General features: G+C 62.0%; 18 protein-coding genes. 9 read left to right on the top strand and 9 right to left on the bottom strand.

Going from position 1 to position 20,513, the window contains the following annotated elements; all coding sequences use genetic code 11:
- The first annotated feature begins 117 nt into the window (after positions 1 to 117).
- The 4 genes from J7302_RS04770 to J7302_RS04755 all read left to right on the top strand — a co-directional run bounded on the left by J7302_RS04770 (position 118) and on the right by J7302_RS04755 (position 5,512).
- On the top strand, positions 118 to 756 hold the full coding sequence (locus tag J7302_RS04770) for a TetR family transcriptional regulator (protein ID WP_215371244.1): 639 nt from the start codon (positions 118 to 120) through the stop codon (positions 754 to 756).
- Positions 757 to 1,080: 324 nt separating this feature from the next.
- Positions 1,081 to 2,817, top strand: coding sequence for a type I secretion system permease/ATPase (locus J7302_RS04765; protein ID WP_215371241.1), 1,737 nt, complete (start codon positions 1,081 to 1,083; stop codon positions 2,815 to 2,817).
- Positions 2,818 to 2,823: 6 nt separating this feature from the next.
- On the top strand, positions 2,824 to 4,167 hold the full coding sequence (locus J7302_RS04760) for an HlyD family type I secretion periplasmic adaptor subunit (protein WP_215371236.1): 1,344 nt from the start codon (positions 2,824 to 2,826) through the stop codon (positions 4,165 to 4,167).
- 1 nt (position 4,168) lies between these two features.
- Entirely contained in the window at positions 4,169 to 5,512 is a 1,344-nt protein-coding gene (locus tag J7302_RS04755; protein WP_215371233.1) for a TolC family outer membrane protein, read from the top strand.
- A gap of 5 nt (positions 5,513 to 5,517) precedes the next feature.
- Here J7302_RS04755 and J7302_RS04750 read toward each other — a convergent pair whose 3' ends face one another.
- Positions 5,518 to 5,958, bottom strand: coding sequence for a GlcG/HbpS family heme-binding protein (locus J7302_RS04750; protein ID WP_215371229.1), 441 nt, complete (start codon positions 5,956 to 5,958; stop codon positions 5,518 to 5,520).
- Between the two features lie 193 nt (positions 5,959 to 6,151).
- On the opposite strand from J7302_RS04750, the gene tyrS reads away from it, so the two are divergent.
- The 4 genes from tyrS to J7302_RS04730 all read left to right on the top strand — a co-directional run bounded on the left by tyrS (position 6,152) and on the right by J7302_RS04730 (position 10,444).
- Entirely contained in the window at positions 6,152 to 7,390 is a 1,239-nt protein-coding gene (gene tyrS, locus J7302_RS04745; protein ID WP_215371226.1) for a tyrosine--tRNA ligase, read from the top strand.
- 119 nt (positions 7,391 to 7,509) lie between these two features.
- Positions 7,510 to 7,932 carry a homoprotocatechuate degradation operon regulator HpaR gene (gene hpaR / locus J7302_RS04740; protein ID WP_215371222.1) on the top strand — a complete coding sequence of 141 codons (423 nt, stop codon included), beginning with the start codon at positions 7,510 to 7,512 and terminating at the stop codon, positions 7,930 to 7,932.
- A gap of 301 nt (positions 7,933 to 8,233) precedes the next feature.
- Entirely contained in the window at positions 8,234 to 9,403 is a 1,170-nt protein-coding gene (locus J7302_RS04735; protein WP_215371219.1) for a p-hydroxyphenylacetate 3-hydroxylase oxygenase component, read from the top strand.
- 102 nt (positions 9,404 to 9,505) lie between these two features.
- Positions 9,506 to 10,444: a p-hydroxyphenylacetate 3-hydroxylase reductase component gene (locus tag J7302_RS04730; protein ID WP_215371216.1), complete on the top strand. Its 939-nt coding sequence runs from the start codon at positions 9,506 to 9,508 to the stop codon at positions 10,442 to 10,444.
- Positions 10,445 to 10,656: 212 nt separating this feature from the next.
- Here J7302_RS04730 and phnX read toward each other — a convergent pair whose 3' ends face one another.
- The 3 genes from phnX to J7302_RS04715 all read right to left on the bottom strand — a co-directional run bounded on the left by phnX (position 10,657) and on the right by J7302_RS04715 (position 14,311).
- On the bottom strand, positions 10,657 to 11,484 hold the full coding sequence (phnX, locus tag J7302_RS04725) for a phosphonoacetaldehyde hydrolase (protein ID WP_215371214.1): 828 nt from the start codon (positions 11,482 to 11,484) through the stop codon (positions 10,657 to 10,659).
- A 40-nt stretch (positions 11,485 to 11,524) separates the two neighbouring features.
- Complete coding sequence (locus J7302_RS04720) at positions 11,525 to 12,859, bottom strand: MFS transporter (protein WP_215371211.1); 1,335 nt, start codon at positions 12,857 to 12,859, stop codon at positions 11,525 to 11,527.
- A 282-nt stretch (positions 12,860 to 13,141) separates the two neighbouring features.
- Positions 13,142 to 14,311 carry a 2-aminoethylphosphonate--pyruvate transaminase gene (locus J7302_RS04715; protein WP_215371208.1) on the bottom strand — a complete coding sequence of 390 codons (1,170 nt, stop codon included), beginning with the start codon at positions 14,309 to 14,311 and terminating at the stop codon, positions 13,142 to 13,144.
- A 127-nt stretch (positions 14,312 to 14,438) separates the two neighbouring features.
- Here J7302_RS04715 and J7302_RS04710 point away from each other — a divergent pair, with 127 nt between their 5' ends.
- Positions 14,439 to 15,311 carry a LysR substrate-binding domain-containing protein gene (locus J7302_RS04710; RefSeq protein ID WP_215371204.1) on the top strand — a complete coding sequence of 291 codons (873 nt, stop codon included), beginning with the start codon at positions 14,439 to 14,441 and terminating at the stop codon, positions 15,309 to 15,311.
- A 29-nt stretch (positions 15,312 to 15,340) separates the two neighbouring features.
- Here the strand turns inward: J7302_RS04710 and J7302_RS04705 are convergent, their stop codons facing one another.
- The 5 genes from J7302_RS04705 to J7302_RS04685 all read right to left on the bottom strand — a co-directional run bounded on the left by J7302_RS04705 (position 15,341) and on the right by J7302_RS04685 (position 20,510).
- Complete coding sequence (locus J7302_RS04705; protein ID WP_215371201.1) at positions 15,341 to 15,685, bottom strand: hypothetical protein; 345 nt, start codon at positions 15,683 to 15,685, stop codon at positions 15,341 to 15,343.
- 124 nt (positions 15,686 to 15,809) lie between these two features.
- Positions 15,810 to 16,409 carry a TetR/AcrR family transcriptional regulator gene (locus tag J7302_RS04700; protein ID WP_215371197.1) on the bottom strand — a complete coding sequence of 200 codons (600 nt, stop codon included), beginning with the start codon at positions 16,407 to 16,409 and terminating at the stop codon, positions 15,810 to 15,812.
- Between the two features lie 266 nt (positions 16,410 to 16,675).
- Positions 16,676 to 18,091 carry a purine-cytosine permease family protein gene (locus J7302_RS04695; RefSeq protein WP_215371194.1) on the bottom strand — a complete coding sequence of 472 codons (1,416 nt, stop codon included), beginning with the start codon at positions 18,089 to 18,091 and terminating at the stop codon, positions 16,676 to 16,678.
- 105 nt (positions 18,092 to 18,196) lie between these two features.
- A complete protein-coding gene (locus J7302_RS04690; RefSeq protein WP_215371191.1) occupies positions 18,197 to 19,342 on the bottom strand; it encodes an acyl-CoA dehydrogenase family protein in 1,146 nt (381 codons plus the stop codon).
- Complete coding sequence (locus J7302_RS04685) at positions 19,332 to 20,510, bottom strand: CaiB/BaiF CoA transferase family protein (RefSeq protein WP_215371188.1); 1,179 nt, start codon at positions 20,508 to 20,510, stop codon at positions 19,332 to 19,334. The genes J7302_RS04690 and J7302_RS04685 overlap by 11 nt, the downstream gene beginning before the upstream one ends.
- Between the last annotated feature and the right edge of the window lie 3 nt (positions 20,511 to 20,513).

Below are 20,513 nucleotides of genomic sequence, written 5' to 3'. Positions count from 1 at the left end.
TTGAATATACTTACGTGCATGAATGTTTGTAAACGGAATCTTTCTCAACCACTGTCAGATTTTGTGTCAGTGAGCTGAGGAGTTTTCGCTCAGTCAATTAGGAAGGTCGGCAGGCTGATGGCCAGACGCACGAAAGAGGAAGCAGAGGAAACCCGCGCGCAAATCGTTGACGCGGCCGAGCGGGTTTTCCACGAGCGCGGGGTCTCCCGAGCCTCTCTGGCCGAGGTTGCAGCGGCAGCCGGGGTCAGCCGTGGGGCGATCTATTGGCATTTCGAGAACAAGGCCGATCTGTTCCACGCCATGCTTGAGCGCATGCGCCTCCCGTTGGAAGACCTGGCGCGTGCCAGCGAGAGCGAGGATGAGCCGGACCCGCTCGGGCGAATGCGCGAACTGCTGGTGCATTTGCTCCAACGTGTGGAGTTGGAGCCCCAGAGCCGCAGGATCAACGAGATCCTCCGGCATAAATGTGAGTACATCGATGAGCTGGGAGATCTTCGCCAGCGTCTGGAAGCGACCAGTGCCGAATGCGATGTGCGTATCGCCAGGGCGTTGGGCAATGCTGTGAGGCGTGGCCAGCTGCCCGCCGACCTGGACTGCCACCGCGCGGCGGTCAGCGTGCATGCCTATGTGGAAGGCCTGCAGACCAACTGGCTGATGGTTCCGGGCAGTTATTCCCTGGCCAGCGAGGCGGTGGTGTTGGTGGAGGCTCTGCTGGACATGCTGCGCCACAGCCTGGCATTGCGCCTGCGCGCATAGGGGTCGCCGGAAAATTGGCGTCAAGCTGATCGTTTTTCCCCTTCGAATACCCTTTCAGTCCCTGTGACTACTGGTCGGAGGCGTTCTGGATCGGGACTTGCGCAACATTCGAGAGAAGTTCTTGTTTGATTCTGCATGACGCTGGTCGGAGTTAAGCCGACAGCTGTCAGTCCGTCGCCTTCCTGACTGGCGCAGTGGACAAGTCTTGGCTAAGCATGTGGGTAGGCTTCTGTGTGGGCAATGGGGTTATTGCCTCCGAGGCGCCAATTACAAGAGGGCGGTCGGTCGTGACCGAGCCCACCATTTTGCTCGTGGAGCGCCGATATGAAGGCTTCCTCCAAGCCCCGTTCCGAACTGTCCGAAGTGTTCCACAGGCTGCGCCATACCTTCTACGTGGTTGGCGCATTCAGTGGCGTGATCAACATGCTGATGCTGGCCCCGGCGCTCTACATGCTGCAGGTCTACGATCGGGTGCTGGCAAGCGCCAACGTGACCACCCTGGTCATGCTCACCGTCCTGATGGTCGGGCTCTACGTGCTCATGGGGCTGATCGAGGTGGTGCGCTCGACCGTGCTGATCCGCCTTGGCAACCGCCTGGACATGGGCTTGAACCAACGGATCTTCACGGCTTCGTTCGAGCGCAACCTGCGGCGTGCCGGTGGCAACCCTGCACAGGCGCTCGCGGACCTTTCCCAGGTGCGCCAGTTCCTGACGGGTAACGGGCTGTTCGCGTTCTTCGATGCCCCCTGGACGCCCATCTACCTGTTGGTGATTTTCCTTGTTCACCCACTGCTGGGCTTCATCACGCTGCTGGGGTCGATGCTGCTGTTCTGCCTTGCCTACCTCACCGAGGTGGTGACTCGCGGCCCGCTGGCAGAGGCCAATCAGGCGTCGATGGCATCAGGGAGCTTTGCCAACAACAACTTGCGCAATACCGAAGTGATCGAGGCGATGGGGATGCTGCCTTCGATCCGCAAACGCTGGTACGGCAACCACAAACGCATCCTGGAGATGCAGACCCTGGCCTCCGACCGCGCTGCCTACATCAATGGCGCCAGCCGGTTCGTGCGCATTACCCTGCAATCGACGATCCTTGGTGCCGGCGCGTGGCTGGCGATCAAGGGCGATATCACTGCCGGCATGATGATCGCCAGCTCCATCCTCAGCGGCCGGGCGATGGCGCCGGTCGAGCAGGCCATTTCAGTCTGGAAGCAACTGCTCACGACGCGATCGTCCTGGGATCGGCTGTCGAAGTTGCTGCAGGACTTCCCCGCGCGGCCCAACCCCATGTCGTTGCCCAAACCAGCCGGCCTGCTCTCGGTAGAGCAGGCCATGACGGCGGCTCCCGGCGGCGTCACCACTATCTTGCGCGGTATCAACTTCAGCCTGGCCCCGGGCGAGGCCTTGGGGATCATCGGTCCGTCCGCGGCCGGCAAGTCGACGCTCGCCCGCCTGCTGGTGGGGGTGTGGCCGGCCCAGTCGGGCAAGGTGAGGCTGGACGGCGCCGACATCTTTCAATGGAACAAGGAAGAGTTGGGGCCCTGGATTGGCTACCTGCCGCAGGACGTGGAACTGTTCGAGGGGACGATTGCCGACAACATCGCCCGGTTCGGCGAGGTGAACAGCGAAGAGGTGATCCTGGCCGCCAAGCGTGCCGGGGTCCATGAAATGGTCCTGCGCTTCGAGCGGGGCTACGACACGGTTCTCGGGGTCGATGGCAGCCCGCTCTCGGGTGGGCAGAAACAGCGCATTGCGCTGGCCCGCGCCATTTATGGAGACCCCTCGTTGATCGTCCTGGATGAGCCCAATGCCAACCTCGACGACGTGGGAGAGGCTGCACTGGTCGAGGCGATCCTCGATCTGAAGAAGCGAGGCAAGACACTCGTGCTCATTTCCCACCGACCGAGCGTGCTGGGCACGGTGGACAAGGTCCTGCTGCTGCGCGACGGCGGCATGCAGTTGTTCGGTCCGCGTGAGGAGGTCTTTGCGGCCTTGCGCCAAGCCAGCGTCATGCCTTCGGTGGGGACACCGAACCTGTCGTCGGTCCGGGCGAAGGAGTGACAGATCATGCAAGCGTTAAGTGAAAGCAAGGCTCTGGTGCTGGTCGACAATCCGCCAGAGGTCGATACCGACGATGCGCGCCCGGCGCGCTGGGGTGTGTGGCTGGTCCTCGCCGGGTTTGGCGGTTTCCTCGCCTGGGCGGTACTGGCTCCGCTGGATGCGGGTGTGGTCGCCAATGCGACGGTCAACGTGACCAATGCACGCAAGACCATCCAGCACCTCACTGGCGGCACCGTCGATGCAATCCTGGTGCGTGAGGGTGACATCGTGAAGGCCGGCCAGGAGCTGGTCCTGCTGGACCCGACCCAGGCGATCGCCGAACAGGGCGCCCTGAGCTCCCAGTACATCGTCGCCAAGACAGTGGAGGACCGGCTGTCTGCTGAACGCGATGGCGCCGAGCAGGTGATCTTCTCGCCGGAGCTGCTGGAGCGATTCAGTGGCGATCCGCGCCTGATGGAGGCCATCGCCCTGCAACAGCGCCTGTTCCATACGCGCCGCAAGGCGTTGGTCGGTGAAATCAGCATCCTCCACGAGAACCTGAACGGCGCGGAGGAACAGCTCAACGGGCTGCGCCAGGTTCAGAACACCCGGGTCAATCAGTCGAATTTCCTGAAGCAGGAGCTGGATGGCGTTCGCAGCCTGGCGGCCGAAGGCTACATACCGCGCAACCGAATGCTCGAGCTGGAGCGCAATGCCTCCGAGCTGAATGGCTCAATGGCCCAGAACATCGCTGACATAGGCCGCACCAGAAACCAGATTGCCGAACTCAAGCTGCGCATACTGCAGCGCGAGCAGGACTTCCAGAAGGAGGTCGAGTCGCAACTTACCGATGTGCAGAAGGAGGCGACCTCGCTGTCCGAGAAGCTCCGCTCCATCGACTACCAAGTGGACAACACGGTGATCCGTTCGCCCATCGACGGCATTGTCCTGGGGCTCAACATCGCCACCATCGGCGGCGTCATCCAGCCTGGCGCAAGGATCATGGATGTGATTCCGGACAAGGAGCCCCTGCAAGTCGATGCCCAGGTCCCGGTCCAGGCCATCGACAAAATGGCCCCGGGGCTGCCGGTGGACATCACCTTCCCGGCCTTCAACCATGCGCAGACGCCGAACATCCCGGGACGCGTCCTTACTGTTGCAGCCGATCGTCTGGTGGATGAGGCGAGCAAGCAACCGTATTACCTCGCCCAGGTGGAGGTCACCGATGAGGGCATGAAACTCCTTGGGGTGAACAACATCCGCGCGGGCATGCCGGCTACGGTCACCATCAAGACCGGTGAACGCAGCCTGATGAGCTATTTGATGAAGCCCCTCATGGGACGTGTCGACACCGCATTCAAGGAGCAGTGATATGACCAGCCGGATGGCCATTGCCGCTTTGCTGGGCGTCTACACCACGTCAGTGTCGGCCATGGATCTCACGGAAGCCTGGAATACCTTCCAGAATCAGGGGCCCACCTATCTCGCCTCGGTCCATGAGCGTGAGGCCGGGCAGGAGTACAAGGAACTGGGCAAGGCGGGTGTGCTGCCGCAGATCAACTCCACCGCCTTCTGGAGACGCATCGATGGGACCAGCGAGCAGGACACCGTCCTCGGCCGAACCGTCGAGACCGACCTCGAGTACGACTCCAAAGGAGCAGTGGTGGAGCTGCGGCAACCGATCTTCAACAAGCAGAAGATGGCCGAGTATCGCCAGGGCAAGCAGCGCACCCTGTTTAGCGACTATGTGTTCGATACCAAGACCCAGGAATCGGCCCTCAGCCTGAGCAGCCGCTATTTCGCTGTGTTGCTGGCGCTGGAAACGATCGAATTGGCCAAGGTGCGGCTGAAGGCATTCGAGCAGCAGGTGGCTGCAGCCAAACGCCGCTTCGAACTGGGTGACGGCACCGTCACGGACGTCGACCAGGCCACCGCTCGCCGCGACTTGGCCCAGGCCGAGCTGATCGAGGCCGAGGATAATCTGCTGGTCGCCCGCCGGCTGTTGCAGGAGCTGCTGGGCGTGGTACCGGAAGAAGTCACTACTTTGCGCACCGAGTTCCCCACACCACCGCTCGACCCGCCCAATCTACAGGACTGGATCAACGACGCCCGGGCCAATAACCCGACGATCCAGGCACGCACGCTGGGTGTGCAGATCGCCGAGGAAGAAGTCAAGCGCGCCAGCGCCGGGCACTGGCCAACCCTGGACTTCGTTGCTGCCTACAACGATTCCGAGAGCGACTCGGTTTCCACCCAAAACCAGAAAAACGAATACGGCTCGGTGGGCGTCGAGTTCCGCATGCCGCTCTACCTGGGCGGATCAACCAGTGCCCAGGTTCGCCAGGCAGCGGCCAACCGCGAACGCGTTCGGGAAGAGCTGAATGCCACCCGTGAGGACGTGCTGTCCGGTACCACCCGCGAGTTTCGTGGTGTTCAAAGTGGCGAGGCGCGGGTGCGAGCTCTGGAGTTGGCGGTGGTCTCCAGTGAGCGCGCCCAGGATTCGGCGCGCAAGGGCTTCCAGGCCGGTACCAGCACCAACCTCGACATCCTCAATGCCGAGGAACAGGCCTTCATCACCCGTCGCGACCTGCTCGAAGCCAAGCTGCGCTACCTGTTGGCCCGCTTGCGCTTGAGCGCCTCCGTCGGTGCCCTTGGTCAGGACGATATCGAGCAAGCGAACAACTACCTCGGCCCGGTGATTCCACTGCGGCCCTGAGGCGTTCAACCTTTCAGCATTGCCAGCGCCCGCTGCACGCCCGCCTGGGTGCAGCGGGTGTCCACCTGCTCGGAGGCTCCCGAGACGCCGATTGCCCCAATCACATCACCGCGCCAGCGCACCGGCTCACCGCCGCCGAACAGCGCCAGCCTGGGCTGTAGCGGTAATCCCTGCTGCACGGCAGGCGAGCATTTCTCCAGACGTGCACCCCACTCCGAAGTGGCGATACCGAAGCCGGCGGCCGTGAGAGCCTTGTTCAGTGCGATGTCGCGGCATTGGAGCGGTGCCCCGTCCATTTGCGCCATGTGGATCAGCTGGCCGGCCGCGTCTACCAGCGCAATGCTGATGCGCACCTGCGACTCAATGGCCTGCTCCAGCGTGGCTTGTAGCGCCGGCATAGCCAGTGCCAAGGTCATGTTGGGCTGTTGGCGAATCATTGCACTCATGGCTTGACCTGATCTCTTAAACCGGTAGAGTGCGCAATCATGAATAAGTTAATGAATTACCTCAACGCGTATTACCGTTATCTGCCCACTCATACGAGGCGGTAGATGCTACGCGCATGCCGATCCGCCTGAGGCGGCTCGGAACCTACCTTCTCCCTGTCTCCTCGGGCCTTCAACCCTTCAGGAGACTGCTATGAATAATCTCGATTCCGACCTTCTCGAGCTGCTCCAGGCGCGTGGCTTCGTGCATCAGTGCACCGACCTCGACGGCCTGCGCGAGCATCTGGCCGACAGCCCGGTCACCGCCTACCTGGGTTTCGACGCCACTGCCGACAGCTTGCACGTCGGCCACCTGCAGGGCCTGATGCTGATGCGCTGGCTGCAAAAGGCCGGGCACCGCCCAATTCTGCTGATCGGTGGCGCAACCACGCGTATTGGCGACCCCAGCTTCCGCGACGAAAGCCGCCCCATGCTCGATGAGGCTCAGATCCAGCGGAACATCGCCGGTATCACCGGTTGCTTCGCGCGCTACCTGGACCTGGGGGAGGGCGCCGGCCTGGTGGTAGACAACGCCGGCTGGCTGGATGGCATCGGTTACCTGCAGTTTCTCAATCAGGTGGGCCGGCACTTCTCGGTCAACCGCCTGCTGACCTTCGATGCCGTGCGCCAGCGCCTGGATCGCGAGCACTCGCTGTCCTTCCAGGAATTCGGCTACACGCTGCTGCAGGCCCATGACTTCACCGAATTGGACCGCCGGCATGGCTGCACCCTGCAACTGGGCGGTGCCGACCAGTGGGCGAACATCATCAACGGCGTGGAACTGTCGCGTCGTCAGGGCGGTGCCCGGCTCTTCGGCCTGACCATGCCGCTGCTGACCACCAGCGACGGGCGCAAGATGGGTAAGTCCGCCAACGGCGCGGTGTGGCTCAATGGCGATCGACTGTCGGCCTTCGACTTCTGGCAGTTCTGGCGCAACTGCGACGATCGCGATGTCGGGCGCTTCCTCGCCCTTTTCAGCGAGCTGCCGTTGGACGAGGTACGGCGCCTGGGTGCCTTGCAAGGCGCCGAGCTGAACCAGGCCAAGGTCATCTTGGCCAATGCCGCCACCACCCTGGCTCATGGCGAGGCTGCGGCGCGGGTGGCCGAAGCTGCTGCGCGTGGCGTGTTCGAACAGAATTCTGCGGCTGATGGCTTGACCCGGCTGATGGTCACCGGGGCCGAGCTTGCGCGGGGTATTTCACTGGCCGACGTCTTGTTGGCGGCGGGGCTGCAGCCGTCACGCAGCGCAGTACGACGACTGGCCGCGGGAGGTGGAATCCGCCTCGATGACGCGGGCGTGAAGGATGCCGACGCGCATCTACCAACGGAGGGTTCGACGTGGCGGCTCAGTCTGGGCAAGAAGCGCCATTTTGAGATACGCCGCGTCGATTGAGGCGATCCTTGCGTCGGCCCCTGGCTGGGGCCGGTATGACGGCCCACCGTGGAGATCGCTAGCGTCGAGCCTTTTTTTCGTTAAAATCTTCACGAATACTGTCCCGGTCCCCGCCAACCATGCCCAGCCCCAGACCCTCGCTTACCCTGACCCTGTTGCAAGCTCGTGAAGCGGCCATGAGCTTCTTCCGTCCCCTACTCAACCAGCACGACCTGACCGAACAGCAATGGCGGGTCATCCGCCTGCTTCGCCAGCATGGCGAACTGGAGAGCTATCAGCTTGCCGACCTGGCCTGCATCCTCAAACCGAGCATGACCGGTGTACTGGCGCGTCTGGAGCGCGATGGCATGGTGGTGCGACGCAAGGCGCCGCAGGACCAGCGCCGTGTGCTGGTGAACCTCACCGAGAAAGGACAGCAGTGTTTCGTCTCCATGAGCGAAGGCATGGAAAGTAACTACCAGAAGATCCAGGAACAGTTCGGCGAGGAGAAGCTCAAGCAACTCCTCGATCTTCTCAATGAGTTGAAGCAAATCAAACCCTGATCGCCTGGGCCGCGCTCGGTCGTCAGCTCCCTCTGTAGGAGCGAGCTTGCTCGCGAACGAGGCCGGCTTCAGTGTCAGCACCGTTCGCCAGTGCGCCGGATGCTAAAGGGATGCACAGCGCTTCATGAAAAGTACAATCTGGAGTGCGTAACGTGCATTTTTGGCCTCCTGCCCCCGCTCCATAATCCCCCTGCACCCACTTGGGTTTACTACACAGGCTCTGGTGTTTCGCAACAGTCACGGTTGCGTTCAACTGCCTGCCTGGCCTCATCCAAGTACTAACAATAAGCAGGGCCACGACATGAAAAAGCCAAACCCTCTCCTCGAAGATCTCAAAGCCATCCTCCCGGCCATCGCCGCCAATGCGTCCAGGGCGGAGCAGGTCAGGATGGTCCCTGGGGAAAACATCACCCTGCTCAAAGGCATCGGCATGCACCGCGCGCTGCAGCCGAAAAAGTACGGCGGCATGGAGGTTTCCCTGCCCGAGTTCGCCGATTGCGTCGTGGCTTTGGCCGGCGCCTGCGCCAGCACTGCCTGGGCCTTCAGCCTGCTATGCACCCATAGCCACCAACTGGCGATGTTCTCTTCCCGCTTGCAGGACGAAGTCTGGGGCGAAAACCCTGATGCTACGGCGAGCAGCAGCATCGCGCCGTTCGGCAAGGTGGAAGAGGTCGAGGGCGGCGTGCTGTTCAACGGCGAGATGGGCTGGAGCAGTGGCAGTGACCACGCAGAGTGGGCCATCGTCGGTTGCCGTCGCAAGAATGCCGAGGGTGAACAGGTTTACTGCTTCGCCGTGCTGCCGCGCAGCGACTACGAAATCCGTGACGACTGGTTCGCCGCCGGCATGAAGGGCAGCGGCACCAAGACCCTGATCATCAAGGATGCCTTTGTCCCCAATTACCGCATCCAGGCGGCCAAGGACATGATGGAAGGCCGGTCGGACGGCTTTGGCCTGTACCCGGACAGCAAGATCTTCTACTCCCCGTACCGCCCGTACTTCGCCAGCGGCTTCGCCGCAATCAGCCTGGGCATCGCCGAGCGCATGCTCGAAGCATACAAGGAGAAGACCAGGAATCGCGTCCGCGCCTACACCGGGGTCAACGTTGGCACCGCCACCCCGGCGCTGATGCGCCTGGCCGAGTCCACCCATCAGGTCGCGGCCGCCCGTGCCTTCCTGGAAAAGACCTGGCAGGAGCACGCCGAACATGGTGAGCGACACCAATACCCGAGCCGCGAAACCCTGGCGTTCTGGCGCACCAATCAGGCCTATGCGGTGAAGATGTGCATCCAGTCCGTGGATCGCCTCTTCGGGGCGGCGGGCGGCACCAGCTGGTTTGAGAGCAACGAGATGCAGCGCCTGTTCCGTGACTCGCACATGACCGGCGCCCACGCCTACACCGACTACGACGTTTGTGCACAGATCCTCGGTCGCGAGCTGATGGGCCTGGAACCCGATCCCAGCATGGTTTGACACTTGCACCAGCCTGCTTGCGTGCGGGCCGGCCAATCCCCTGGCCCCGACCCCAGAACCATCGCGCTGCCGCCCAATGAGGCGGCAGCCAGGAGTTGTGCCATGACTGCCGTTGAACCCTCTTTCGACTCCCGAGCCTTTCGCCGTGCCCTGGGCAATTTCGCCACCGGCGTGACCGTCGTCACCGCTGCCACGCCCGCCGGTGCCAAGGCGGGCGTCACCGCCAACAGTTTCAACTCGGTCTCCCTCGAACCGCCGTTGGTGCTCTGGAGCATCGACAAACGTTCCAGCAGCCTGGAAGTGTTCGAACAGGCCTCGCATTTTGCCGTGAACATCCTGGCCGCCGACCAGATCGACCTGTCCAACCAGTTCGCCCGCCCGCGGGAGGACAAGTTCGACGGCATCATTTATGAAAAGGGTGTCGGCGGCGCGCCGCTGTTCGCCGACTGCGCCGCGCGCTTCCAGTGTGAGATGCACCAACAGGTCGATGGTGGCGACCACTGGATCCTGATCGGCAAGGTCGTCGCCTTCGACGACTTCGGCCGCTCGCCGCTGCTCTACCACCAGGGCGCTTACTCGATGGTCCTGCCGCATACCCGCATGACCCAGAAAGTCGAAGGTCAGGCACCCTTCAGCGCCTTCCAGGGGCGCCTTAGCCACAACCTCTACTACCTGATGACCCAGGCAGTACGCAGCTATCAGGCCGACTACCAACCGAAGCAACTGTCTACCGGGCTGCGCACCAGCGAGGCGCGCATGCTGATGGTTCTGGAGACCGACGCGGGGCTGAGCCTCTGCAGCTTGCAGCGCGAAGTGGCGATGCCCAGGCGCGAGATCGAGGAGGCGGTGGCGATCCTCAAGCGCAAGGGCATGGTCGCCGATGCCGAGGACGGCTACATCCTCACGCCTGCCGGCCAGGACCAGGCCGAAGCGCTCTGGCGTATCGCACGGGAACAACAGGAGAAAGTCTTCGCCCAGTTCAGCGATGAACAGGTGGAGGCGTTCAAGGTGATGCTCAAGGCTGTGATAGCCCTCGGCTGACGGACGCTCTCCCGCCAATGGCGCCGCTGATCGGCGCCATTTTTGTTTCAGGGCCGCGCTGTCTCCAGGTATCGACCGTGAGCAGAGAGTCTTGTAGGAGAATGCAGCCAGACATAGCCATTACTTTGGCTGGGGAGGGATAAACCCAGGGGGCAGGTGGCGGGCATCCTTGCCCGCCGGGGGAGGGGCTGACGCGTGCCCCCTTTTCCTTATCAGGCCCCTTGCGGGGTCTCGCCGCGCTTGAGGCGGGCGTTGATGTCATCGATCACTGCCGGCAGTTCGGCGATGGTGTCGATCATGTAGTGCGGGCGGGAGCCTTCGAACATCTGGCCGATGCGCGCACGCTCCTGGGCCAGCTTCTCAGCCGACAGGGCCTTGAACTGGTCATACGTCAGGCCAAGGGCGTTGCCCGAGCAGGTCAGGGCGACAGTCCACATGCCGGCGCTGCGGCCTTCGAGGATGCCTGGCCAGGTGTCGTCGACCTTGACGCATGCGGCCACGTCATCGATGCCGAGGGCAACCACATTGGCCAGAGCCTGGGCCGGGTGCGGGCGACCGTTGGGGACTTCGTCGGTGGCGACCACGTGATCCGCGACGTAGCCGTTCTGGCGGGCCAACTCCACGACCTTCTCCATCACCACCGCCGGATAGCCGGAGCAGGAGCCTATCTTCAGGCCCTTGCCGCGCAGGGTAGCGATGGCGTTGAGGGCACCGGGAATCAGCGCCGAGTGCAGGGCGATCTTCTCGATCTGCAGCGGCATGAAACGTTCGTAGATGGCGGTGACGTCGTCATCGGTCGGCAGGCGGCCGAAGGCGGCGCGGTAGCGCTCGGCGATCTGCGGCAGGTCGCAGAGGGTACGGATATGATCCCATTTGCCCATGCCCATCGGGCCGCGAGCTTCTTCCAGGGAGACGGCGACACCGAACTCGGCAAAGGCTTCGACGAAGATCTGTGTCGGTGCGAAGGAGCCGAAGTCTACGACGGTACCGGCCCAGTCGAGGATGGCGGCTTGAAGGTGGGTAGGTTGCTTGTATTGCATGGTGATTGCTCCAGCGAGGTTGTGCGTAAGGGAGGAGGGATCAGGACCTGGCACCGGCCAGTTCCGGTTGTCCGTTGGCCGTGAGGGGGCTGCTGACTTCCAGGGTTTGAGGGCGGCTGTTCCAGAAGGGCACCAGCATCAGGCTGGCCAGCAGCGCGGCGGCGGTGAACACGAGAAATACGGTGGTGGTGTCGAAGTAGCCTGGAAGCAGGCCGCCGAGGATGGCGCCGACCGAGCCGCAACCGTTGACGAAGCCTGCGGCGGTGCCGGCGGCCTCGTTGGTGCCGAAGTCGATGGCTGCCGAGCCGCTGATCATCGAGTCCGGGCCGTAGAGGGTCATGCCCATCATGAACAGCAGGCCGACCACCAGGTACAGACTGCCGCTCTGCATGGCGGGTACGAACAGCGCCAGGCACACGGTCAGGGCCAGCAGGTTCAGTACGCACGCCGGTATGCGGCGAGCACCGAAGAGTTTGTCAGACATGAAGCCGATGAGAATCGGGCCTACCAGGCCGGCGACCTCGAAGGCGGTGGGGACGATGGCGGATGCCACCTTGCCAATTGCCGGCATGCGTTCGTAGACGATCACCGGCCCCCACAGGAGGATGGCGTAGCGCGCGGGCTTGAGCAGGAAGTAGGCAAGGCCGAGGACCAGCACGGTGCGGTTCTTCATGATCTTGCGCAGGCTGGCCCAATGGCTTTCGCGCGGCCCCGTAACGGTACTGTTGGGTTCGATCTCGACAGGGGGCAGGCCGACATCCTGCGGCCGGTTGCGCTGCAGGAAGTAGAACAGGATCGCCACCGCCATTACCACCGCAGCACTGGACATGAACGCCATGCGCCAGTCGTGGAACACCTCGTAGGCCCACCAGCCGGCGAAGGGTGTTGCTACCAGCCCACCGAAGGCGTAGCAGGTGCTCCAGTAGCCAAGCACGCGGCCGCGTTCGCGGGTTGCAAAGAAACTACCGATGTTCTTGCACAGCCCCGACCAGCCCGTGGACTGGGCAAAGCCCTGTACCAGCATGCAGGTGGCGAAGATCGGCAGGGTGGCGAAGGTGCCCATGGCCAGGGCGGCGAGAGAGGAGACGATGAGGCCGCCCAGCACCACTACGCGTGGGCCGAAACGGTCGGCAAAGATGCCCCAGGTGAACTGGCCAAGGGCGTAAGCCACCAGGTAGAGCGCATCCAGGTTGGCCATCATGGCCTTGTCGAGCTCGAAGCTCGGGTCTTCGCCGATGCCGAGCTTGGCAACGGAAAACGCCTTGCGGGTGAAGTAGAAGGCGGCATAGGCCAGCCAGGTGATAAGGAAGATCTGGACGCGCCAGCGCTGGAGGGACTTCCAGCCGCTTGCGAGGGCTCCTGCGGTGTTGTTCATGGTGTTCTGACCCCGTATGGGTTGCCGGACAGTGCAAATAGGGAGGTTGTTTTTGTTTTCAGTACTGCTGTGCTGTCTAAACGCACGACCTTGGTCAGATGGCAGTGGGCGTGGCGTCAGGCGGATGGTTGAGGTTTGGCGCTAGTCTTGGCTCCTGCCCGGCCTCGCCGAGCGGCTGATTATCCAGGTCGATGTTTCAGAAAGAGGTCGTCGCGCCACGCTCGCGCTACCCGCAGCGCAGTCGCTCTCAGGACGGCGGACGACCTTAAAGGGAGGGTTCGGTCAGGCTGCCGGCTTATCCATTTGCACACCCATCGCTTCCAACGAGTCGGCAATGGCGCGCAGCAACTGGCGGACGATCGGTTCGTCGATCTGCCCGATGCAGCCGATGCGGAAGCTTTCGGCCACGGTCAGCTTGCCCGGGTAGATGATGAATTGACGGGCCTTGAGTTCTTCGTAGAAGCGCTTGAACTCGAAGTTCGGATGTTCCGGGCTGAAGAAGGTGGTGATGATCGGCGATAGCCAGCGGTCTTCCAGCAGGGTCTTGAAGCCCAGTTCGCGCATGCCGGCGACCAGCACGTCGCGGTTGCGCGTGTAGCGCGCCAGGCGGCCTTGCACGCCACCCTCGGCGCTGTGTTGCTCAAGGGCCTTACGGAACGCCACCACGCTGTGGGTCGGTGGAGTGAAACGCCATTGGCCGGTGCGCTCCATGTAGATCCACTGCTCGTAGAGGTCGAGGGAGAGGGAGTGGGCGCGGCCTTTGGCGGCCTCCAGCACGGAGCGGCGGATGATCACGAAGCCGAAGCCCGGGATGCCCTCGATGCATTTGTTGGCAGAGGACACCAGCACGTCGAAGGCGATCTCGTTGACTGTCAGTGGCACCGCTCCGAAGGAGCTCATGGCGTCGACGATCAGGCTCTTGCCGTGGGCCTTCACCACGTCGGCGATTTCGCGCAGCGGATTGAGGATGCCGGAGCTGGTTTCGCAGTGGACGACGAAGACGTTGGTGACGTCCGGGTTGGCCTTGAGCAGGGCGTCCACTTCTTCAGGCTGCGGCGGCAGGTAGTCGCCCTTGTCCAGGGTGATGTAGGCGCGGCTGAGGTAGTCGAGAGTCTTGGTGGCACGCTGGCCGTAGGCACCGTTCATCAGCACCAGGGCCTTGCCGTCACGTGGGATAGCGGTGGCGAGTGCCGCTTCCACCGAGAAGCTGCCGCTGCCTTGCAGCGGGACGCAGGCGAAACTGTCGTCGTGCACGCCGGCCATGGCCAGCAGTTCCTGGCGCACTTCGGCGGTCACCAGGTTGAAGGCACCGTCCCAGGAGCCCCAGTCCCGCAGCATGGCTTCCTTGGTGGCCTTGGAGGTGGTCAGTGGGCCGGGTGTGAGCAGGTAGGGTTCACCCAGGGCAGGAGCGGCCAAGGGCTGATGGGAGGTGGGGTATTCGGCTTTGGTCATGATCGTCTCCAGCGTTGTTCTGGTGAGGGCGCTTTGCGGTGAAGCCGATCAAAACAATTTTGAAGAAATAAAAAAAATCGATTTATAGTATTTCAAAAATAAGTTGAGCTTATTTATTGGGGGTGTCATGGCGGTTTCCCAGGCCCAGCTCAAGGCATTTCACGCCGTGGCGCTACACGGCAACTTCACCCGCGCGGCGGAAAGCCTGTTCCTTAGCCAGCCGGCTGTGTCGGACCAGGTGCGCAAACTGGAGGAGCGTTTCGGCATCCTGCTGTTCCACCGCAACAAGCGTTCGGTGCAGCTGACCGACTTGGGCGAACGCCTCCTGACCATCACCCTGCGTCTGTTCGCCGCCGAGGCCGAGGCGCAGGAACTGCTGACGACCTCCCGGGCGCTGGAAACCGGCACCCTGACCCTGGCGGTGGACTCGCCCGTGCACCTGTTGGCGCATATCGCGCGCTTCTGCGATCGCTATCCGGGCATCCGCGTCAGCCTGGTGACGGGCAACAGCGACGAGTCGCTGCGCCGGCTGCAGGAGTACAAGGCCGACTTCGCCCTGCTGGGCCGGGTAGTGGAGGACGACAGCCTGATTACTCATGTGCTCAGCAGCAGCCCGATGGTGGCCTTCGTCGCCCGCTCGCACCCTTGGGCGGAGCGCGAGTCGATCGTCCTGGCCGACCTTGCCGAGATGCCCATGGTGCTGCGCGAACGGGGCTCCATGACCCGACAGATACTCGAAGAGGAGATGCAGCGGTCTGGCCTGCAGATTCGCCCGGCGATCGAAGTGGAGGGGCGCGAGGCCACCTTCGAGATGGTGGCGGCTGGCCTGGGCGTCGGGTTCGTCTCCGGCGCGGAAGTAGGTGTCAGTGCGAACGTCCACGTGCTTCCGATCCGCGACTGCCTGCAGCGCATGACCGAGACGCTGGTGTGCCTGCGCGAGCAGGGTTCGCGGCGGATTATCGAGACCTTTTTCGAGATGGTACGGTCGAATCGGAGCTGACCGCCCAGGTAAAGCTTGTGGCTATCGATTCACTTGGGCAACCCCAATAGGCGTGCATTGATGGCTGTTTGTTCGCGTCCGCGGGTTACCAGCCAGCGATGGAAGTCGCGGCAGTGCTCCTTGCCGAAGGCGCTTTTCGAACCAATGAGAAAGTACGATGTTGGCAGCGGCAGTGCCCGCGGAAACGGCATTATCAGGCGCCCGGCAGCAAGGTCATGCGCAATCATCGAGCATTGCCCCAACACAATGCCCTGGCCATCTATCGCCGCCTGGATGGCAACGTACGCCAGGGAAAAGACTCGGTAGCCATCACGCATTATTGAAGTGACGGGCTCCGGACTGGAAAAGGTGTTGCCAGTGAAGAACGGCCTCAAGGGTATTTCGAGGGTCTGGTTTTCGAGCTTTGCGTCAGCAAGGAGCGCCGAATCGGAGAGCCTCCTGCCGATAATTTTGGCAGCAGTATATAGGGTTGGTTCAAATCTGGACGTGGATGCTGAGCTAGGAGCGATTAAAAACAGATCTCACAATGATTTCGGTCAGTTGCTCCACAATTTGTTGGGTTGGTAGGGGCTGGTCACTTTCATCCCACATCGGAATGCCTTCCAACATTCCAATTATTCCGTTTGCTAGAAACTTCGATTCTATATCGTTGTGCGACGTCTCTTTGGTCTCGAATTTAATTATGTGCTTGAGGCAGTTGGTATATTCATTTCTTAGTGCTGAGACCACCTGTCGTTGTTCAAAAGAAAGGTTGCTTCTTTCGCGAAGCATCAGGAGTACTTTCTTTTTTTCGTTAATTTGAAATTCAATAAAAGTTCTGATGAATGCTCGCAGCTTTGTCTTGTTGTCCCTGGCTCGTTTCAGATTGGAGTTGATGGCACTGACCAAGTCGCTCATGCATTCTTCTATGATTTCAAACAACAGACTCTGCTTGCTTTCAATGTGGTGGTATAGAGAGCCAGCATGAATGCCAAGGTGCGCAGCCAGATCGCGCAAACTTGTCGATTGGTAGCCATTGTCGATGAATAGATCCAGCGCTGCTTTACGCAGGCGATCTGGCGTATTGAATCGATCGTGTGAGTTCTGGGTATGGTTCATGGCTTTTTACGCTATTTTCAGTTGAGCCGGTGAAGTACTAAAGGTGAAAGTGCATGCGCTCAATTGAAGTGCCGGATGCCCAGAGGGCTGTTGAGCGGGATCGGTGTAGTTTGTCCAGCTTCTCTTCTTGAGTGCGCAATAGCCTCCCGCTCAGGACTCATTGGGGCGCGCCGGTTGATGGGGCTGTGAACCTGGGCAGGGTTTGCCGCCCCGGAACGGGGCGGCGTTGAGGTGATTCACCGGTTGCCTGATTTCGATCGCAGACCCTAGCGATGTCCCTGGGAGAGGGCATCGCCGGGGGAAACCAGGTGTGTTGGCGCGCCGCGAAAGCCGTGACGGGCCAGGGGGTAGTAGACGAGCGCGGGAATGATCAGCCCCACTAGCCACGAGATGTCGGTTTCACCCAGGTGCGCCACCAGCGGGCCGGTATAGAATCCGGTCGCGATGAACGGCATCTGGACGATCACGCCGAACACGTAGACGCCAATGCCGATCCAGTTCCAGCGACCATAACGACCATCAGGGTCCGACAGCGCTGGAATGTCATAGCGTTCCTTGGTGATGAAGTAGTAATCGACCAGGTTGATGGCACTCCAAGGCGTGAAGAAGGCCAGCAGGAAGAGTAGAAACGATTTGAACGCGCTGAGAAACGAGTGCTGGCCGATTAGCGCCAGGGCTGTGGATATCCCGACGATGCACAGCACGAAGAGCAAGCGCTGGACATGGGAGATGGTCAGGTTGCCGCGGAAGCCACTGATGATGGTGGCGAGGCACATGAAGCTGCCATAGGCGTTCAAGGTGGAGATGGTCACCTTGCCGAAAACCACGCTGAAGAACAGCAGACCAGCCATCACGCCACTGGCACCCAGACCGACGATGTAGGCCACTTCATGGCCGGAGAATTCCTTGCCGGCCAGCGCGGCGGCGAAGACGCCGAGCACCATCGAAGTCTGGGAGCCGATGATTGAGCCCAGGCCTACGGCGAGGAAGGTCTTGAACGGCGAAGTGTTGCTCGGCAGATAGCGCGAGTAGTCCGCAACATAGGGCCCGAAGGCGATTTGCCAGGATGCCGATAGGGACACGGCCAGGAGGAAGGTGCTCCAGCTGAAGTGCCGGTTATCCAGCAGGGTACCGATGTCGTTGACCGAGAGCAGGCGCACGAACAGGTAGGCGAAGGCTACGATGCCGAGGATGCTGGCAGCGCGGCCTAGCAGGTGGATCACTCGATATCCGCACACCGTTAGCACGACGATCACGCCGGCAAAGATGAGGATGCCTGCCGTATCACTGACGTTGGCCATCTGTCCGATCGCCTGGCCGGCGAGCACAGTGCCGGTGGCGTTGAAGCCGATGTACATGAGGCAAACCAGCACCAGGGGTATCACCGCGCCGAGCACCCCGAACTGCACTCGACTCGAGATCATCTGCGGCAGGCCGAGTTTCGGCCCTTGTGCGCCGTGCAGGGCCATGACGATACCGCCGAATACCTGGCCGATCAGCAGGCCAATCAGGGACCAGAACACATCGCCGCCCAGCACCACCGCCAAGGCCCCTGTCACGATCGCGGTGATTTGCAGGTTGGCGCCGAACCACAGGGTGAACTGACTGAATAACCGACCGTGACGCTCACGTTCGGGGATGTAGTCAATGGAGCGAGTTTCTATAAGGGACTTACCAGCCATGAGGTTCTCCTCGTGCGGCGCCATTGTTCATGGCGCCAGTATTGTTGTTATGCACAGCTATTCCCTACAGACCTGGACGACACGAGCCGCCCAGGTTGCCTCCGCTTACTTGCGGGCGGCGTCCAGTACGGCGCGAGAGATGATGATTTTCTGGACCTCGGAGGTGCCTTCGAAAATTCGCAGGATGCGGGCATCGCGAACGAAGCGCTCCAGCGGCAGGTCACGGATGTAGCCGTAGCCGCCGTGCAGTTGGAGTGCGGCGTCGGTGATGAAACCGGCTGCTTCGGCCGCGAAGAGTTTGGCGGTGGCCGATTCGAGGCTGAAGCGTTCACCGCTGTCACGGCGTGCTGCCGCCTGCATCGTGAGCAGGCGCGCAGCTTCGAGCTGGGTGTACATGTCGGCCAGGCGCCATTGGGTGCCCTGATAGGCCGACAACGGTTTGGGACCGATCTGACGCTCGTCGACCCACTTGAGGCTGTACTCCATGGCCGCGCGGGCGATGCCCAGGGACATGGCTGCAACCTCGACCCGGCCGCGGTCCAGAACCTCCATGGCAGTGCGGAAGCCTTGCCCCTCATCGCCCAGCAGCGCCGACTCTGGCAGCCAGCAATCCAGCGCCAGTTCATAGATCGTGCTGGCGCGCAGACCCATGGTCTTCTCTGGGTTGGAAAAGGTCACGCCCTCGGTCCCTCTCGGGATCATGAAGGCGCTGATGCCACGGTGCCCGGCATCGGCGTCGGTCTTGGCGTACAGGACGATGAAGTCGGCTTCGCGAGCGTTGGTGATGTAGTGCTTACTACCGCGAATGCGCCAACCGCTGTTCTCGCGCACTGCGCGGGTACGCATGTCGGCGGGGTTGGAACCTGCGGCCGGTTCGGTGAGGCCGAAGGCGCCCAGCAGCTCGCCGGTGGCGGCGCGTGGCAGCCATTCCTGGCGTTGCGCTTCGGTGCCGCCGATGAGGATGGAGTCGGTGGCGAGGAAATGCGCGGTGAGGGCCGATGCTGTAGAGGCGCAAGCTGCCGCGACTGCTTCGACTACCCGGCTCATCGCCAGGCTGCCAACACCAAAGCCACCGTAGGTCTCGGGCAGGTTGATGCCCATGAAGCCCAGCTCACCCAAGGCTTTCAGACTGTCCCCGCAGAACGCTTCGGCTTCGTCATAGCGTTGGGCGTTAGCCTGGAGCACGTCGCGCGAGACACGCTCGGCGGACTCGACGACGGCCAGTTCAGTAGAATCAAGCTCAAATTTCATGGGTGTCTCCGTGATGGTTCAGGCCAAAAAGGGAATTCGCCTCGCCAAGACGAGGTGCACGCAACGCGGCATTGGGCTTGGTGCCGTTGAAGAAGACCGGTTGGGGGACGAGCGGTGGACGGTCGTCGTTGGGTTGGACGAGTAACTGGCGGGATTTGGCCTGTTCGCAACCCGTTGCTTGCGCGAGGTTCCAGACGGGGGATGAGGGCACCCCGGCGTCCAGCAGCAGATCGCAGATGTGCTCGACGGAGCGGGAACTGGTCCAATCCTCGATTTCCGCACGCAACGAGCATTCGTTGACAGTGCGTGAGGTGTCGTCGGCGAAACGAGGGTCATCCGCCAGTTCGGCGCGCTCCATGCTTTCGCAGAAACGGCGGAACAGCTTGTCGCTTGCAACGGCGATCACGACCAGGCCATCGGCGGCCTTGTAGGTGTCGAACGGGGTCGAGACCGGGTGACGATTACCCACCAGGCCGGGTGCGGTGCCCTTGGCGAACAGGTTGGAGAGACCGGTCATCTGCAGGCTGACCAGTACATCGAACATGGCAACGTCGATGTACTGGGCTCCTTCGCCTTGGCGTTCTCGGGCAAAGAGCGCCGAGCTGATCGCCCAGGCGGCATAGACACCAGCGCACAGATCGCCCAGAGCTTCGCCACTGCGGGTCGGGCCGGTTTCCGGGAAGCCGGTCACGCTCATCAGCCCGGACATGGCCTGGGCGACGATGTCATAGGCGGGTCGATTGGACAGCGGCCCATTCTGGCCGAAACCGGAAATGCTGGCGTAGATTAGCTTCGGGTTGTGTGCTTTCAGGGACTCGAAATCGATACCCAGACGCTGGGTCACGCCAGGGCGGAAGTTCTCGACGACCACGTCGGCGTCTGCCACCAGTTGATAGAAGCGCTCCAGATCGGCTGGTGCCTTGAAGTCCAGCTCCACACTGCGCTTACCGCGATTGATCAGGCCGAAGTAAACGCTCTCGCCATCGTCGCCGAAGGGGCCCAGGTGGCGACTGTCGTCGCCATGCCCGGGAACCTCGAACTTGATGACCTCCGCGCCCAGGTCGGCCAGCATCGCAGTGCAATGCGGGCCAGCCAGTACACGGCTGAGGTCGAGCACTCGAACCCCGCGCAATGGTTGCGCGGCGGATTTGTTGTTTGGGTTTGTCATGGT

This window comes from Metapseudomonas boanensis (genome assembly GCF_018704125.1).
Classification (GTDB): domain Bacteria; phylum Pseudomonadota; class Gammaproteobacteria; order Pseudomonadales; family Pseudomonadaceae; genus Metapseudomonas; species Metapseudomonas boanensis.
This window is presented reverse-complemented; position numbering and strand designations above follow the sequence as displayed.